This window comes from Thiothrix eikelboomii, from assembly GCF_900167255.1.
Classification (GTDB): domain Bacteria; phylum Pseudomonadota; class Gammaproteobacteria; order Thiotrichales; family Thiotrichaceae; genus Thiolinea; species Thiolinea eikelboomii.
The window spans coordinates 100,264-115,536 of sequence record NZ_FUYB01000011.1 but is presented as its reverse complement, the minus strand read 5'-3'; the positions used below and the strand labels follow the sequence as shown (position 1 = coordinate 115,536).

Annotated in this window: 16 protein-coding genes and 1 pseudogene; 12 read left to right on the top strand and 5 right to left on the bottom strand. The window is 48.2% G+C overall.

Annotation, left to right across the window (positions count from 1 at the left end; translation table 11 throughout):
* Nucleotides 1-104: 104 nt before the first annotated feature.
* The 11 genes from B5D50_RS12040 (at nucleotide 105) to B5D50_RS11990 (ending at nucleotide 6,552) form a co-directional block, all read left to right on the top strand.
* Complete coding sequence (locus tag B5D50_RS12040) at nucleotides 105-680, top strand: terminase small subunit (protein WP_078922887.1); 576 nt, start codon at nucleotides 105-107, stop codon at nucleotides 678-680.
* A complete protein-coding gene (locus tag B5D50_RS12035) occupies nucleotides 673-1,017 on the top strand; it encodes a hypothetical protein (protein WP_078922886.1) in 345 nt (114 codons plus the stop codon). The genes B5D50_RS12040 and B5D50_RS12035 overlap by 8 nt, the downstream gene beginning before the upstream one ends.
* A 102-nt stretch (nucleotides 1,018-1,119) precedes the next feature.
* The gene (locus B5D50_RS12030) at nucleotides 1,120-1,641 is read left to right on the top strand and encodes a ProQ/FINO family protein (RefSeq protein WP_078922885.1); all 522 of its coding nucleotides are present in this window, start codon (nucleotides 1,120-1,122) and stop codon (nucleotides 1,639-1,641) included.
* A gap of 49 nt (nucleotides 1,642-1,690) precedes the next feature.
* Nucleotides 1,691-2,128 carry a DUF29 domain-containing protein gene (locus tag B5D50_RS12025; protein WP_078922884.1) on the top strand — a complete coding sequence of 146 codons (438 nt, stop codon included), beginning with the start codon at nucleotides 1,691-1,693 and terminating at the stop codon, nucleotides 2,126-2,128.
* 301 nt (nucleotides 2,129-2,429) lie between these two features.
* Nucleotides 2,430-2,729 carry a hypothetical protein gene (locus B5D50_RS12020; protein WP_078922883.1) on the top strand — a complete coding sequence of 100 codons (300 nt, stop codon included), beginning with the start codon at nucleotides 2,430-2,432 and terminating at the stop codon, nucleotides 2,727-2,729.
* Nucleotides 2,726-3,094: a hypothetical protein gene (locus B5D50_RS12015; RefSeq protein ID WP_078922882.1), complete on the top strand. Its 369-nt coding sequence runs from the start codon at nucleotides 2,726-2,728 to the stop codon at nucleotides 3,092-3,094. Before B5D50_RS12020 ends, B5D50_RS12015 begins: the two co-directional genes overlap by 4 nt.
* A gap of 4 nt (nucleotides 3,095-3,098) precedes the next feature.
* Nucleotides 3,099-3,311, top strand: coding sequence for a hypothetical protein (locus B5D50_RS12010; RefSeq protein WP_078922881.1), 213 nt, complete (start codon nucleotides 3,099-3,101; stop codon nucleotides 3,309-3,311).
* Nucleotides 3,308-4,579, top strand: coding sequence for a replication initiation factor domain-containing protein (locus B5D50_RS12005; RefSeq protein ID WP_078922880.1), 1,272 nt, complete (start codon nucleotides 3,308-3,310; stop codon nucleotides 4,577-4,579). Before B5D50_RS12010 ends, B5D50_RS12005 begins: the two co-directional genes overlap by 4 nt.
* Entirely contained in the window at nucleotides 4,579-4,830 is a 252-nt protein-coding gene (locus B5D50_RS12000; protein WP_078922879.1) for a hypothetical protein, read from the top strand. The genes B5D50_RS12005 and B5D50_RS12000 overlap by 1 nt, the downstream gene beginning before the upstream one ends.
* 10 nt (nucleotides 4,831-4,840) lie before the next feature.
* Nucleotides 4,841-6,370, top strand: a complete 1,530-nt coding sequence (locus B5D50_RS11995) for a hypothetical protein (RefSeq protein ID WP_078922878.1) — start codon at nucleotides 4,841-4,843, stop codon at nucleotides 6,368-6,370.
* Entirely contained in the window at nucleotides 6,358-6,552 is a 195-nt protein-coding gene (locus B5D50_RS11990) for a hypothetical protein (RefSeq protein ID WP_078922877.1), read from the top strand. Before B5D50_RS11995 ends, B5D50_RS11990 begins: the two co-directional genes overlap by 13 nt.
* A gap of 814 nt (nucleotides 6,553-7,366) precedes the next feature.
* Here B5D50_RS11990 and tnpA read toward each other — a convergent pair.
* Nucleotides 7,367-7,585, bottom strand: a pseudogene (gene tnpA / locus B5D50_RS11985) (IS200/IS605 family transposase); the annotation flags it as partial.
* Nucleotides 7,586-7,647: 62 nt separating this feature from the next.
* On the opposite strand from tnpA, the gene B5D50_RS11980 reads away from it, so the two are divergent.
* A complete protein-coding gene (locus tag B5D50_RS11980; RefSeq protein ID WP_078922876.1) occupies nucleotides 7,648-8,745 on the top strand; it encodes an RNA-guided endonuclease InsQ/TnpB family protein in 1,098 nt (365 codons plus the stop codon).
* Nucleotides 8,746-8,762: 17 nt separating this feature from the next.
* Here B5D50_RS11980 and B5D50_RS11975 read toward each other — a convergent pair whose 3' ends face one another.
* The 4 genes from B5D50_RS11975 to B5D50_RS11960 are packed head-to-tail and all read right to left on the bottom strand — an operon-like array spanning nucleotide 8,763 to nucleotide 15,186.
* Nucleotides 8,763-9,101: a hypothetical protein gene (locus tag B5D50_RS11975; protein WP_234975868.1), complete on the bottom strand. Its 339-nt coding sequence runs from the start codon at nucleotides 9,099-9,101 to the stop codon at nucleotides 8,763-8,765.
* Nucleotides 9,102-9,134: 33 nt separating this feature from the next.
* Nucleotides 9,135-10,484, bottom strand: a complete 1,350-nt coding sequence (locus B5D50_RS11970; protein ID WP_078922874.1) for a flavin monoamine oxidase family protein — start codon at nucleotides 10,482-10,484, stop codon at nucleotides 9,135-9,137.
* A complete protein-coding gene (locus tag B5D50_RS11965; RefSeq protein ID WP_078922873.1) occupies nucleotides 10,481-13,615 on the bottom strand; it encodes an efflux RND transporter permease subunit in 3,135 nt (1,044 codons plus the stop codon). Before B5D50_RS11965 ends, B5D50_RS11970 begins: the two co-directional genes overlap by 4 nt.
* Entirely contained in the window at nucleotides 13,612-15,186 is a 1,575-nt protein-coding gene (locus tag B5D50_RS11960) for an efflux RND transporter periplasmic adaptor subunit (RefSeq protein ID WP_234975867.1), read from the bottom strand. The genes B5D50_RS11965 and B5D50_RS11960 overlap by 4 nt, the downstream gene beginning before the upstream one ends.
* Nucleotides 15,187-15,273: the final 87 nt, after the last annotated feature.

Here is a 15,273-nt window from a genome sequence, read left to right as displayed (position 1 = left end):
ACGATGATCGTGATCGACCCGCTGCATGAGGATGAAGCCACTTTCAAGCGTGAGTTGGTGGAGCGCTTTGGTGAACAACGATTAGTGATGATGAAGAGGCGAACATGAGCAGTAAAGCATTAACCTTGAAACAAGAGCAGTTTGTGATGGCATGGCATGAGACAGGCAATAAGTCAGAAGCCTATCGACGGGCTTACCACTGCGAGTCTATGAGTGAAGCTACCATCAATAATAAGGCTTATGAGCTTTCTTTAAACGGTGATATTAGGGCGAGATTGGGGGCGTTGCAGCAAGCGAGCGCAGAGCGGCATAACGTGACGATTGCCGAAGTGACTAAGATGCATCGTGAGGCGTATCAGGTGGCTAAGGAGGCGCTTAATCCTCACGCCATGACCGCAGCAGCTAGCAATCTGGCTAAGTTGCATGGGTTGATCGTGGATAAGGCGAAGATTGAAACCCATGTAACCGCTGTATCAGAGCTGAGCGATGAAGAGCTGGATAGGCGAATCCTAGAGCTGGCGGAAAAAGCGGGGTTATCAGACATATTGAACCCACAAAAAAGCCAACAGTGGTCTCTTTCCAGAGGGCTACCATTGCCCAAGGAGATCGACACGGCTGGCGGTAAAACTAAGATACCGCTTAGTGAAAAAACAGTAAAGGAGCTGGCAAATCATGGCTGATTTATCTATGTATGAAATGAATGAGGGTGGGAGCTTGCAACGTAGGAAGACAATCCGGCGGTCGATACCTAGTACCAGTGGTTACTTAGCAGGTGGGGATGCGCTGTATTTTATCGAAGGTACGAAATATTTTGGTGCAAATGGTGATGTGTGGAAGTTAAACACGGCTGAAGAAAAGCCACGGTGGGAGCGCTTGCCTCGTTTGTCCACCAAGGACTCACCGTGTGGTTGGTGCATTCATGGGCGGCGGTATAATGGCGATTATTGCGAGTTCCATCAACAAGCTATCCCTGCTTGGTATTCAGGGGTCGATTGCATACAGTATAAGGAAGGCTAGCGGTTTGGGTAACGCTGAGTAACGGATTGATCTGAAATTAGGATAGACTTCAACCAAAAGACCCTCAAGGGAAAATCTCGACACCAAGCACGAGTAAACAACATGACCGACAGACCGCGCAAAACCCTGAGCATTAAGCCAAAGACTGTACCCACTACAGAACAAACCCATACACTTAATCAAGAAACTAAGACCGTTTCACGGGGCAATAAGCGCATCATCAAACGTGAGCAGGTGCAGGCCACTGCATTAGCTAAGCCTAAGGCTAAAGTTCCCACGAAAAAACCCAATAAACCGCGTAAACCTGCACCCAAGAAGCCTTTAGTTTCACCCTCGGATATTCGGATGGACAACCTCAATGCGGCACTGAATGCATTTGCCGTATGGCGGGAACGCAAACCCTTAGCACTAGGGATTGAACGGCAAATCTTCCAACGGATTGCAGACCAGCACTTAAGCGCTTCTAAGCGGGTGGTGCAGAAGTTGCTATATCAGCATACGCACCATCGAAGCTACTTGTTGCAAGTCGGGCAAGGTGGGACGCGGTTTAACTTGGACGGTTCAGCGGATGGGGTGATTTTGCCTGAAGAACGCGAACAGGCGGGGCGCTTATTGGCGACTTGAACGCAAGCGCCTACAATCAATGAAGACCCAAGCCAGAAGGAGGCCAATCATGGGCGCAGTAACTAAGTACGAAAGCGATTATTACGCATGGACACAAGAGCAGGCGGCACTGCTGCGGGCGGGTAAATTAGATCAAGTCGATATTAGTCATCTGATTGAGGAAATGGAGAATATGGGGGCATCAGAAAGGCGTGAGTTATTGAGCCGTTTAGGTATCCTGTTAGGCCATTTATTGAAGTGGCAGCATCAACCCGAATTTAGGGGGCAGAGCTGGATTAGAACGATTCGAGAGCAGCGGCGCATGGTGGCGCTTCACTTAAAACAAAATCCTAGTCTGAAAGCTAAATTAGCAGAATTCATGCTGGATGGTTATGCCTTGGGGCGCGGTTTGGCTTCTGATGAAACTGGATTTCCAGAAACTACCTTTCCCGTCGAATGCCCGTGGGGATTGGATGAAGTCTTGGCATTAGAGTTTTGGCCTGAGTAATTGAAATAATTTCAACTTAATTCAACATTCATTGAAAATATTTCAGCGCAAAAAAGCCTCAATCGGCGTATTTTAAAAATACAAATTAATTCGGGACTCAAATCCCACATACGGCGGCAAGACCGCCCCCAGCATGGCGGTTTTTTTATGCCTGTATCATGCCCACTTCGGCGGTTTTTGTCGGGTGGTGTGCAGCATACAAGACCGCAAGCAGCGGAAATAAGCACGTCGTTTCCGTATGGACGATTTGAGACACCTGACACTTTGTGCCAACTCAAAAAAACATACGAGGTTCAACACGATGCAAGCTGCATTCAGCACAGGCGTATTCACGCCCCCACTCTCACTAATTCCTACTCCATCCGGTTTGATGGTTCTGCAACAGCAGTACCCCGTTGCATGGCTGTTTTCGGGTATCTGCCAAACTCGACGCAAAACCGACCGCTTTGTCGATGTGGCCTATATCAAGCCAACGACTTCACCGATGGGCAACCCCAACGGCTTCATGCTCGACACCGAAACCTTCAACACCCAAGAGCAAGCCTTAGCCTTTGTACTCACCTTGGTTCAATCATCAGTGAATGAAGGGGTGCAGGTATGAATAGCTCTAATCATTTGCATGAAGCCATTTTATTGTTTAGCAAAGCCACCCCTGAGCAACAAGCAGCCGCCATAGAGCTACTACGCACAGAACAAAAAGCGAAGCGCTACCCCTTGCCCGAATCCGTCAGTGATCTCGTAGAGAATCATATTCGCGGTGAAGCCTTTGAGCTGGTGGCGATCACGAAAGCTATTTTTAGCTGGTCATTGGAACAAAAAGCGTTCCCGATGGGCGGTGGTATTTTAGATATGGATTCGGGTGACATTGTGTCCTTATCCGATATGGCGATTCGACGAGCGCAGCGGATTGTAGAGCTTAGCAATGAGTTTGAATTGAAAGTGACTTCAGTGGGGGGGGGGGGGTGAAAGCATGAGCGCGCATCTTTATACCTATACCGATCAAGACGGCAATCTGGTGGCTGTGCCTTGTCTAGATTGGCTAGAAGATGGGGCTTACTGGGCAGATAGTGAGGCTGATGAGACTGGGGAGTATTTACCCTGCTCACGTTACTGCATAGGTGAAGCCGATGGAGATAGTCAAAGTGTCTGGTTGAATGATGATCTGGTGGAGGTGCAAGCATGAATCGCACCACGATTTACAATACCGACCGCCCTTTAAAGACGGTGCCTGCCTATGCTCTTGCCACGGTGTTAGGCACAAAACCTACCCCGTACTGTAATACGGGGGGTTATGAAATTTCAAAGGAAAACAGCAAGCTAGAGAAATCCGCTTTTAACAATCAAGACAGCATCACCGCTATTGACTGGCTACGCCTCACCACGAACGACCTGAAAAGCTATCGTGAAACGATGGGCGAATTAACCACGAGTTTAGAGCCGGGCGTGGTGGCTCAAGATGACCAGTGCACCGGAATCTTAGAAGAAGCGGGTATGCAAGTACACTGGACAGAGAAAGGCTTGCACGGTTATGAAACCTCAGCGTCGATCAAAATCTGGCGTGACAATGATTATTTAACTGTGGGTCATATCGCCTATTCCGAAGGCGGCCGGAACAAAGGCGGCTTGTTTGAATTAACGGGGGTCGGCTGCAAAGTCCTGCAGCTTGAATACCCTGCACTGTGGTTAGAACTCTACAACGTCCTGATGCTCGCAGAATGGCGGATCAGTCGCGTGGATATAGCCCTAGACCTCAGCGGCGATTATGCCAAGGAACACGGCTACACCGTGCCACTGCTGTTTAAACAGGCCAAAAATGAAGGCTTGTTCAAGTCCGATGCCCAACGGAATCCCCTGATGAAACAAACCTTCAATACTGCGGGTGATTGGTCGGATTTAGCTTGTGGCAATATGAGTTCAGAAGCTTATGACCCGCTCAAGGATTGCCCGGCGGGACTCACCGCCTATATTGGCAACCGCAGAGGTTCCGATGACTTCTTCCGAATTTACGAGAAAGGTAAGCAGCTCTTGGGGGCGATGGCTGAACCGGAATCTATCGACCGTGGGTGGATTCGAATTGAGCATGAAATGAGCCGCAAGGCCACGGGTCGCACGATTCCCCTCGATGTGATGCTGAGGCCGGATGAATACTTCTGTGCAGGACGCTCTCGTGTTCGCTTCATCATGGAGCAACTGCGAGCGCACCGCGACCTACAGGCGATTCAAAGCTGGCAGCGTGCACAGTTTAAGCGTGAAAAGGGGTTACTCCTATCAAAAAAGGTTCATTGGGCGCGTCACACCTACGGGCGTTTACTCAGAACTCTACAAGACAAGGGCTTCAGTGATGCCGAGATTATCGAAAAACTCTCAAGAACGTGCGGGTTGAAAGAATTTGTCTTTGACCTCGTGGAAGAAGCCACCCCTGCAGAAATGATGCTCAAGGAGGCTGCTTAATGAACCTCACTTTATCCCGTGGCTTGCCTTATGCAGTGAAATTCACAGCTTTAGCGGCGTTTACTTTTGCACTGTTGAAAGTGGCGTTCATTGCTGAGCAATTCGGTTTCTTGTCGGCCTTGGTATTCGCAGGGTTACATCTCCCCTTGTGCCTATTCAGCCTGCTATTTGTGCTGTGGTTCTTTGACCTGCACCAAGGCTTCGGTTTCTTGGCACTCTTCAGTGCTTTGCTCAACGCGGTATTGATTTAGGAGGCACACCATGACCGTCAAAGACACACAATTAGACTTGATGCACCGCAAGCTTGAACAACACCAAGCGCATGAACAGCGCGGCTTGCTGCTGTTGAAGCTTGGCTTTGTTCTTACCTTCCTACTTTACCTGCTGTTCAACCAGCACCTCTATTTAGGCGATGCCCTCAGTTGGAGCGCTTACTTCAAAGATGCGGCCTCCCTCTTTGGCTTCACCTTCACCGTGGCGATTGTCGTTTTAATGGCACTGTTTCTGAGTTGGGTCAAACACCATGCCTATCTGCACTTCGGCTTCTTTGGTTCAGTCGCCTTAGTCGTGAGTACGGTGATTGGCTTTGCCCTCTTCGCTGAGTTCTTTTCCAGCTCAGCCAATCAGGACGTAAAGGCTAGCGTCCTGTTGGAGCGCAATAGCGCCTATCAAGCGACCCTCACCCATGAAGGGAGCAGCTCGAGCACGGTGAATAGTGGCTTGATTGCCTCTATTGCGACTGCTGAGCAGAAACTCGCACGCTGTGAAGCGAATTTGAAACTCGGCAAGGAAAAGCACTGTGACGGGGATCGGGCTAAAGTCAACGCCTTGAAAAGCTCAGAACAATCCGCGAATAAAGCCCAAGCTGAGGCCAACATTGAGCGCGATAAGCTTAAATATGCGCGTCAAGATGAACTCAAAGCACAGTCCTATAATCCTGTCATCCTCACCCTTGCCCGATTCTTAGCTGGCGACGGCGATTACAAGGACTACCTCAAGACCGCCGTGGTGCTCATCACGCTGTTTGTCGCGGTCTGCTTTGAAATCCTGCACCACTTCCTGAGTAAAACTCATGGCGCATCAATGGCCGCGATTGAGGATTTAGAGCTAGCCATTGCGAAATATGAGGGTAGTCCTGAACCTGACACGGCGGCTTCCTCTGCCCCCCTTGCCCCGCTCAAGCCCTTGGGTTTGGACAGGCCGCCGATCGGCTTTGGTATGCCCCAAACAGCTCCCAGTACCGCGCAACGTGACGATCAACCTGTGTTGTTCAAGTATCAGCTGCAGGCAGAGCCGAAACCGACTGAAAGCCGCGCCCGTTTTCCGATGGGCTTCACCTTTCCTCCTGTGGCCTCCACACCCCCTTCAGCTGAGCTAAGACCCAAGCACTTAGGGGCTCACGAAGAGCAGCTCTCCTTACCTGCTTTGGGTGGTTTTAAAGCCCATATCGAGGCTGAAACCGTTAGTAGACCGTTAGCTAACGGTTCTAAAACCGGATCGGTACAAACCCCTGAAATGACCGTTAGTAGACCGTTAGCTAACGGTTCAGAAGGACTCTATGGGGCATGGGTGAGTGCGGTCAAAGCAGGTGAATGCTTACCTTCGGTCAAACCAACGTGGAGCTGGATACAAAAGCGCATAGCACCCACTGAGACGGGGACACAAACGGACGATAGAACGCGCATTAGTCACATGCAGAAAGCCTTTTTTGCTAGAGCGATGAAAGAAGGCTTGATGATACTGAATCCCCACTACACCAACGGAGGTAAGAAATACTTATGGATAGCTTAATCACTCCAAACGCGGCACCCACTACCCAAACTATTTACTACTGGCTAGATGGTTATTGGATTACGGACAAGGAGGAAGCAGACTTGATGGACAGTATTAATGCCTTTGGCAGTGTGCACCAAGTCGCAGAACTGCCCTTGGGGGCGGATATTGAGGTAGAGGTGAGTCGGTTACTGAGTTAAAAACCTTGCCCCGTCAAGGCTGGCTAGGCTGTGAGTCAGTCTTGACGCTGAAAGGGCGCGGTTCTAGCCACGGTATCCATCCATAAAACCGATTTAAAGCAGTCTAGACACCGAAGGGTAGCCTTGTAGCCACCGATCTAGCCAGCGACCAACGGGAGTCTGCAGGGGGTTAGATTCACGGCAAACTAACTAAAACACGCTCAGCCAAGATGCTTGACCGCATACAGTGCGGGAAAGCGTCTGCAAGCTAAAAGCGCTTTTCTTAGGGTGGTGTAAGCAGGGAGTGTTTTTACAAACAGGTATATGAACGGGTATATAAAAATCAATATGATTAATTAAGTTATTGTTTTATAAGGTTGGTTCGAGTCTCGCCGTCGCACCAAATTAAAATCTAGCTTAGTCTAGTGCATCCATAAAGCCTTGAATCTTAACGGATTCAGGGCTTTTTTGTGTCCACCATTTTCCATGCTTGAGCACTGGCATCCACGCAAAACAGGGACATGAAGTAGGACATGCTAAACCAACTGTTCAGTTCGGGTCTTATAATTTTAGTTGGAGCTTGAAACGCTTTTTAGGCTTCACTAAGCAGTTTGTGGGGTTTGCGCGACCGGCAAGTTCAATGACACAAGACGCTCTTCTTGATTGGGTTTTGATTGCGTGAGCTGGTTTTACAGTCAAAAATTACTTTGACGCCATAAAGGAGTTTAACTGATTATATAAAACAATAAGTTAGTTACCAAATAAGCCGTAAAGCCCCTTCCTTGAGGTAGGGGATATAAGGCTATCAGCGGAACACCGATTAAAGCGGTCTATCCTATTGCTCAATATATTGTTTAAGGACTGATAGAGGCGCACCGCCGACACTCCCAGCAAAGTAAGAAAGCGACCACAGTGAACCTGATTGTTTGCAGATCCAGTGCTCACGAATAGAGTCAAATTCTTGTTTCAATTTTCGGCTGGATACCCCTTTGAGTGAGTTAATGAGTGTGGAGCGCTGAACTTTAGGCGGGTAATTAATTAGCAAATGCACATGCTGTACGAATAGCCATAGACTCACTCTTTAATAATTCATTAAGGCTAGTTATAATAAGCCTTATGACAGAAAAGACCAATCTCAAAACGCTCAAAGTTCGCATCAAGGATAAGCACAAGCTGATTCTTGAACGGATGGCATTTGAGGTGAATCAGGTCTGGAATGCGGTGAATGAAATCACTTCGCTCTATTCTTATGTTCCCGTGCCAGAAGTGGGTTGGTTAAGAACCTATTTCTCTGCGTTTGATCTGCAAAAAGACTTGAAGCGCCTTAAAGCGGAACGCGGATTTATCCTCCATTCGACCACGGTTCAAGAAGTCATTGCGGCTCACCATAAAGCCCGTCGTCAATTCAAAACGGATAAGCTGCGCTGGCGAGTATCGGGCGGTGCACGGCGGTCCTTGGGCTGGATTCCGTTTAAGGTCGGTGCTGCCAAGTGGAAAAGCGGACAAGTCTATTTTGCGGGGCATTTCTTCAAGGTATGGGATAGCTACGGGCTGGCTCAATTTGAGTTTCGTTCGGGTTCATTTTCTCAAGATGCTCGAGGTCGCTGGTATTTCAATATCGTCGTTGAAGCCGCGCAAGCCACCTCCTCAGCCACCGGAGAAGTAGGCATTGACTTAGGTTTAAAAACCACTGCTACCTGTAGCAATGGCTTAAAGCTCGAGTCCGAACAGTTTTATCGTGAATTAGAACCTAAACTAGCGGTTGCTCAACGTGCTAACAAGAAGCAGCGTGTTAAAGCCATTCATGCCCAGATTAAAAACCGTAGACTGAACCATCTTCATCAATTCAGCACGCAAATAGTAAAAAATAATGCGTTAATTGTCATAGGCAATGTCAGTAGTTCTAAATTAGCCAAAACCAAAATGGCTAAATCCGTACTGGATGCGGGTTGGTACACCCTCAAAACACAGCTTGATTATAAATCGAAAGCGATGCAAGCCGTGTTTATAGAAGTCAATGAATCGTACACCACCCAAGCTTGTTCGTATTGTGGCTGCATAAGCTCCAATAGTCCGAAAGGTAGAGCAGGTTTGCGAATAAGAGAATGGACTTGCCCTGAGTGTGGGGCTATGCATGATAGAGATGTCAATGCAGCAAAGAACATTCTCGCGCTCGGACATGAGCGTCTCGCTGGAGGAATTCCCGCTCTTTAGGGTGGGGAGGATGTCAATTAGATAAACAAAGCTGCTGCCAAGCCCCCAAATGAGACAATAATGGAAGCCATATACCAGCGAAAAATACGCTGATAATAAGATCCTGCATTCGCCGTGTCATAGCGATTAGTGAGCAGTTTAAATAACACAAAAATCATTAAGCCAATGCCAATTAACAAGGTTATGGCCACGATGCCATCGGCTAGAGTTTGAATCGCTGCCTCTTCATCATCTGCTATCGCCCATTGTGCTAAGAAATTCATCAAAAAACCAAGTATAATCCCGATCGAAGTCACCATCGGTTGGCGAAAGTCACGAATATCATGATTCATGGATAAATCTTTAGGATCGGACATACATTAATTTTCTCTATTTAAAAAGCTGTTATTCTAAAGCACTTTGAGTAGTTGTTTAGCAGCACGTATACCACTCAAATAAGCTCCATGTACTGTGCCGGGGTATTCACTATGGGTGGCTTCACCTGCCCAGTACAAACCTCCCAGGTTACGTGCCAAAATTTGGCGGTCTCGATTAGTGCTACCTACAGCATTAAATGAATACGAGCCATAAGCAAAGGGGTCTTGTGCCCAGCGGGTAATTTGTGCGCCAACAGGCTGTGGAATCGCATTCCCAAACATGGCTTTTAAGGCCTGCATGGCCTCGGCAATTAAAGCTTGATCGCTCCAACTCTCCAGTTCGCGAGCACGATCAGCGGCATGAAAGCCTAAGAGCACAGGTGCACCGATTTTGGCAAAGCTCACCCACTCGACCCAGCGACCCGCCTCCGGTGATAAGTATTCCAGCCAGTCAATCTCTTTTGGCCAGAATACCTTGTCAAATTTTAAATAAGCTTTATTGAGCAAGCCCATACCCAAGCGCTGAATTGCCACTTGTTTAGCAGCAGGTAAAGATGGTTGGAATTGAATCGCTTTACGTTTCAGAACCCCTAAAGGTACGGTGATAATGGCATAGTCCGCTTGATAGCTTTGATCTTGAGTGGTCACGGTGACGGCAGTTTCGGTGTAGGTAATTTTAGCAACTACTTTTCCTAACTGAATATCCAAATCTTGGGCTAGGTAATTAGGAATTTGCTGATAGCCTTGTGGAAATAAAACATCCGCACCAGAAAACTCCTCGTTATCCTCAACGGTCTGGGCGGATAATTCGTGAGCTGCCCCAGAGTATTCTTGCTCGTATTGGCTATTCAAATAAAAATTTAATTGGGCTTGATAAGCTGGAGTTAAAGGTTCTGTGAGCAAACGATTGACGGCAGCTTGCACTGAAATATCGTGATCTAAATGAGCAGCTTGGTTCAGTGCTGTTGTGACCAGCCTTTCAATCGCGGCTTCATTTGCGCCTTGAACGCCTAACTGTTTGAGCCGTGCATCCATATAAAGCTTAGAACTATCGTAACGGGTGGCTACTCGTTTTGCTTGAGCAGCATTAGCGAGTTGCGTGATTGGATTCTGTTTTTGCCCATGAATCCACGAAGCACCTAAATCCATCGGAAGGTTTGGCCAAATAGGGCTGGTATGAATGCGCCCGCCAATGCGTTCACGGCCTTCAAGAATCGTAACTTTAATGCCTTGATCAGTTAAAGCACGTGCTGCAGCAAGACCAGCGATGCCAGCGCCAATGATTAAGACGCGAACAGGATTAGGGTTAGCCTTAAGTTTGGTACTCATTGCTAATGGAGCGGTGGCTAAACCAGCTAAAAAGTGGCGGCGTGAAAGACTCATTGGGTTGCCTGAGTGGCTGCGGCTAAAGGGGTAGGAGCTGCTGGTTCAGGAGCATGTGCTCCATGTACTTCAGGTTTACCGCGCATGAAAATCCAGCGCAAACCACGTCGCAAGTCGTCAATAAAGGTAAATACAACGGGTATTACCAATAAGCTGAGTACCGTTGAGGCAAGCAAACCGCCGATCACCACAATTGCCATCGGTGAGCGGAAGCTCGGATCGACCCCTAAACCGAGGGCAGTCGGTAACATCCCTGCACCCATTGCTATGGTAGTCATCACAATTGGGCGGGCGCGCTTATGACAAGCATCGACTAAAGCATCAAAGCGATTCATGCCACGCTCATGAATATCAACGATGGCGTATTCCACTAAAAGAATCGAATTTTTAGTCACGATCCCCATCAGCATGACTAAGCCGATCATCGACGGCATCGAAAAGCTACTATGGGTTAACATTAAGGCGACAAAAGCTCCACCGAGGGACAAAGGCAGTGCCATTAAAATAGTAATCGGCTGCATAAAGTCATGGAATAGCAGCACGAGGACGACATAAATAACCAAGACGCCCACCCCCATTGCGGCACCAAAGCTACCGAATAGCTCTTGCATGCTTTCAACATCACCTGAAGGTGGACGGGTAACACTCGGTGGTAAGGTCTGCAAACTGGGTAGTTTTTCTACTTCTGCAGCAACATCGCCAAGGCTGCGACCATTTAATTCCACATCAATGGTCACATTGCGCTTACGCTCTAAACGTTGAATCTGTGTCGGTCCACTACTGATGTTGACATCTGCTACGGCTGATAGCGGGACTTCACCATTTCGCCCAGGTACCCGTAATTGTTGAATTGCTTGCAGGTCCGTGCGGATTTGTTTATCCAAACGGACACGGACTGGGATTTGGCGTTGGGGTAGATTCAGTTTAGGGAGGCGACTTTCAAAATCCCCTGAGGTGGCAATTTGCACCACATTAGCCAAAGAAACGGTGCTTATCCCTAATTCAGCCGCACGGGCAAAGTTGGGAACAATATGAATCTCAGGACGTTGCAAGCTGGCATTGGAGGTGATATTGCCTACCCCCGGCAATGTACGTAGATCTTTTTCTACGATTAAGACACTCGTGCGTAGCGCACTGGCATCATCACTGGCTAAGGCGACTTGCAATTGTTCACCATTGCCCCCTAAGCCGACTTTAATCCGTGCACCGGGTAAGCTGGCAATCTGTTTACGAATTTGGTTTTCAACTTCCTGCTGAGTCATTGCGCGCTCAGTACGATGGCTTAGAATCACGGTTAACGTAGCTTTGCGCGCATCTGTGCCACCACCACCACCAAACGGTCCTTGCTGGCTAGACTCATAGCCGACAATGGAGAAAACATTTTTAATTTCTGGAATCGAGCTAATCAGTTCGCGGGCTTGCTCAGCCACTACCCGAGTTTCTTCTAAGGTACTACCAGGTTGTAGCTCCACATTAACCGCTGTTAAGCCCTCATCACCCGGTGGAATAAAGCCGGTAGGTAATAAAGGGATCAGCATAATCGAACCAATAAAAAAGGCGATGGCTAAAAACAGGGTAATAAAGCGATGGCGTAAACACCCTTTCATAACACGCAGATAATTGCGCATGATCCAGCCATCTTTTTGCTGATGCACTTTAGGAGCTTTTAGCATATAAGCGGCCATCATCGGCGTGAGCAAGCGGGCAACCACTAAGGAGAAGAAGACCGCGATAGCCGCTGTAATCCCGAAAGGTTCAAAGAACTTACCCGGTACACCCCCCATAAAAGCAGTCGGCAGAAAGACTGCAATCAAGGTAGAGGTCGTGGCAATCACCGCTAAACCAATTTCATCGGCGGCTTCCATCGCTGCTTGATACGGTGTTTTGCCCATGTGTAAATGACGCACAATGTTTTCGACTTCAACAATCGCATCATCGACTAAGACCCCAACCACTAAAGCCAAGGCTAACAAGGTCAGTAAATTTAGGCTGTAGCCCAAGTAATAAATCAGGGCAAACGTGGGCAGGATAGCTAAAGGCAGTGCTACGGCGGAAACAATGGTTGAGCGAAAATCACGTAAGAAAATCCAAACGACCAGAATGGCTAAAAAAGCCCCTTCAATCATTAAGAGCATTGAGCCTTCATAGTTCTCTTGAACTGAGGTAACTGTGTCATAGGCTTCGCTGATAGTGACTTGTGGGTGCTCAGCCGCTAGCTTTTGGACAGCTTCCCGTACTCGCTGTGCGGTGTCTACTTCACCTGCCCCTTTAGTCCGGGTGATTTGAAAGCCCACCACCTGTTTACCATTCCATAGCGCATACATAGCACGCTCAGAATAGGTATCCTCAACCTTAGCAATTTGATCAAGACGTACATAACGGCCGCCCGCTAAAGGAATGGGTAAAGAGGCTAAATCCTCTGCGGTTTCGACTGCACCTAAAGTACGAACGGATTGTACTCCACCGCCAATGTCACCGCGTCCACCCGAAGCATCTTTTTGCACTTGACCTAAAGCTTGTGAGATAGCATCAGCAGTCACCCCCAAACCGGCCATCAGGGCTGGATTCAGATTGACCTGAACTTCACGATTTACCCCGCCAATTCGTGAGCTTCTGCCAACACCAGGCACTGCCATCATGGCTTTAGACACTTCATTATCGACAAACCAAGATAAAGTCTCTTCATCCATACGCTCAGAGGAGACGGTGAAAGTAATAATCGGATTACCTGTCGTCGTTACCTTAGATACCACTGGATCACTCATACTCCCCGGTAACTCAGCACGAATTCCGTCAACCGCATTGCGTACTTCACTCAAGGCGATCTCAGTATCTTTATCAATGGTAAACTCAATGGCCGTGACGGAAGAGCCATCGGTTAAGGTGGATTGAATATGTTTGATACCGCCTAAGGAGGCTACAGCATCCTCCACTTTACGGGTGACTTCGGTCTCTAATTGGGAGGGCGAAGCGCCTTCTAAGCCCGCACTAACGGTAATCACTGGCAGTTCAATATCGGGGAACTGCTGGATCAATAAGGACTTAAAACCATGAATGCCAAGAAAGCTCAGCACCACAAATAGCAAAATAGACGGGACAGGATTACGGATCGACCATGCGGAAATATTCATGGTTTTTTCTCAGCAACAGGGGCCAGTTGCACTAAGTCACCATCATTTAAAAAAGCCCCTCCGGTTGCTACCAACTTAATCTCGGCAGGGAGTTCACTCAGAATTTCAACGCGATCCAATAACCGCCGTCCAATTTTAACTTCACGCTGCACGACACGATTATCCGCGCCGATTTCAAAGACTATATGCTTGCCATCCCGCAAAATAACCGTGGTCTGTGGTACGGTCAGGGCATCGGTTGTGCCTTGACGAATCGTACCTTGCACAAACATGCCTGCACGGGCGGTGCTACCAGTAGGCAAACTCACATACACTAAGGCACGCCGAGTATTGGCATCTAACTGTGGTGAAATTAAGCGTACTTGACCTTCAATGACTTCACCCGTATTTAAATTGACACTCGCAGTTTGTGCTTCACGAATTTGCCCTAGGTCATTACTGGAGACTTCAGCCCGCCATTCGAGTTTGTTTTGGCGAATTAAACGAAATAATTCAGCACCAGTTTGTACCACACTGCCTAAAGCTGCTGTACGCGAGCTAATCACCCCATCATCGGCTGCAACAATAGTGGTTTGGTTTAAGCGAATTTCTTGGCTTTTTAAGGCAGCTTGTTGAACTTTCAAAGCGGCATTTTGCGCCTCTAAGACCGCTTCTTGAGCTTTCACTGCTAAGCGACTCGATTCAACGGCAATTTGTTGGGATTGAACTTCAGCTTGTTTGGCCGCTAGACCCGCTTTTTGGGCAGTTACGCCTGCTTTTTGGGCCTCTAAAGCAGCTTTTTGAGAGGAAATAGTCGCTTTTTGGCTGTCGATGCCTGCCCGAGCGGTTGCTTCAGCTGTGATATATTGATCGACTTGCTGCAGGGGTAAAGCGCCACTGGTTTTTAATTGGCGCGCACGATTGGCATTCGCTTTGGCTTCTGTATAGCTAGCATTGGCTTGTACTAAACCCGCATTGGCTTGGGCTACACCCGCATCGGCTTGGCCTAAAGCTGCTTGAGCTTGGCTAATATTCGCATTGGCTTGTACCAAGCCTGCTTCGGCTTGAGTAACTCCCGATTGTGCTTGCACCACGCTGGCTTCCGATTGCTTCACCCCCGCTTGTGCTTTTAAAACTTCAGCCTTAGCTTGGTTAATGACGGCTTGTTGCTGAGCAATATCCGCCGCGACGGTTTCTTGGGAGAGTTTGACCAAAGGCTGGCCTTTTTTAACGACTTCACCCACATCAGCTAGGACTTCAGTAATCCGTAAACCACCAATCTCAGCCGCAATAATGGCTTCTTGCCAAGCGCTAATCACTCCATCGGCTTGAATGGTGGTATCCCAAGACTCTTGCTGTGGGCTAACACTAGTCACCGTTAAAGCCGGTTTAGCAGCTCCCGCACTTGGTTTGTTAGGTGCACCTGCACCTTGAGCTGTTGCCCCTTTAGTTTCGGTGGCCGGGGTGGGACTAGTCGGAGTCTGTGGAGCTGTGGTTTGTGCCTGACTGATCAGGATCGGATTGACTGCGACAGCTAGCCCAAGGAGGGTACCGATGCTGATCCGAAGTGTGCGACTGACTGATTTCATCATAATGCGTACTGGCTCAAAATTTAATTAATTTAGTCATTTCTAGGATCAAGTTTGATCAACTGTACTATCAAAATGACTAGTGGTCAG

Bases quoted from the DNA above. Each gene is read 5' to 3' on its own strand.
- B5D50_RS12005 (WP_078922880.1), top strand. From the start codon at position 3,308: ATGAATCGCACCACGATTTACAATACCGACCGCCCTTTAAAGACGGTG.
- B5D50_RS12035 (WP_078922886.1), top strand. From the start codon at position 673: ATGGCTGATTTATCTATGTATGAAATGAATGAGGGTGGGAGCTTGCAA.
- B5D50_RS12040 (WP_078922887.1), top strand. From the start codon at position 105: ATGAGCAGTAAAGCATTAACCTTGAAACAAGAGCAGTTTGTGATGGCA.
- B5D50_RS11960 (WP_234975867.1), bottom strand. From the start codon at position 15,186: ATGATGAAATCAGTCAGTCGCACACTTCGGATCAGCATCGGTACCCTC.
- B5D50_RS12010 (WP_078922881.1), top strand. From the start codon at position 3,099: ATGAGCGCGCATCTTTATACCTATACCGATCAAGACGGCAATCTGGTG.
- B5D50_RS11980 (WP_078922876.1), top strand. From the start codon at position 7,648: ATGACAGAAAAGACCAATCTCAAAACGCTCAAAGTTCGCATCAAGGAT.
- B5D50_RS12030 (WP_078922885.1), top strand. From the start codon at position 1,120: ATGACCGACAGACCGCGCAAAACCCTGAGCATTAAGCCAAAGACTGTA.
- B5D50_RS12025 (WP_078922884.1), top strand. From the start codon at position 1,691: ATGGGCGCAGTAACTAAGTACGAAAGCGATTATTACGCATGGACACAA.
- B5D50_RS11965 (WP_078922873.1), bottom strand. From the start codon at position 13,615: ATGAATATTTCCGCATGGTCGATCCGTAATCCTGTCCCGTCTATTTTG.
- B5D50_RS11975 (WP_234975868.1), bottom strand. From the start codon at position 9,101: ATGTCCGATCCTAAAGATTTATCCATGAATCATGATATTCGTGACTTT.
- B5D50_RS12020 (WP_078922883.1), top strand. From the start codon at position 2,430: ATGCAAGCTGCATTCAGCACAGGCGTATTCACGCCCCCACTCTCACTA.
- B5D50_RS11970 (WP_078922874.1), bottom strand. From the start codon at position 10,484: ATGAGTCTTTCACGCCGCCACTTTTTAGCTGGTTTAGCCACCGCTCCA.
- B5D50_RS11995 (WP_078922878.1), top strand. From the start codon at position 4,841: ATGACCGTCAAAGACACACAATTAGACTTGATGCACCGCAAGCTTGAA.
- B5D50_RS12000 (WP_078922879.1), top strand. From the start codon at position 4,579: ATGAACCTCACTTTATCCCGTGGCTTGCCTTATGCAGTGAAATTCACA.
- B5D50_RS12015 (WP_078922882.1), top strand. From the start codon at position 2,726: ATGAATAGCTCTAATCATTTGCATGAAGCCATTTTATTGTTTAGCAAA.
- B5D50_RS11990 (WP_078922877.1), top strand. From the start codon at position 6,358: ATGGATAGCTTAATCACTCCAAACGCGGCACCCACTACCCAAACTATT.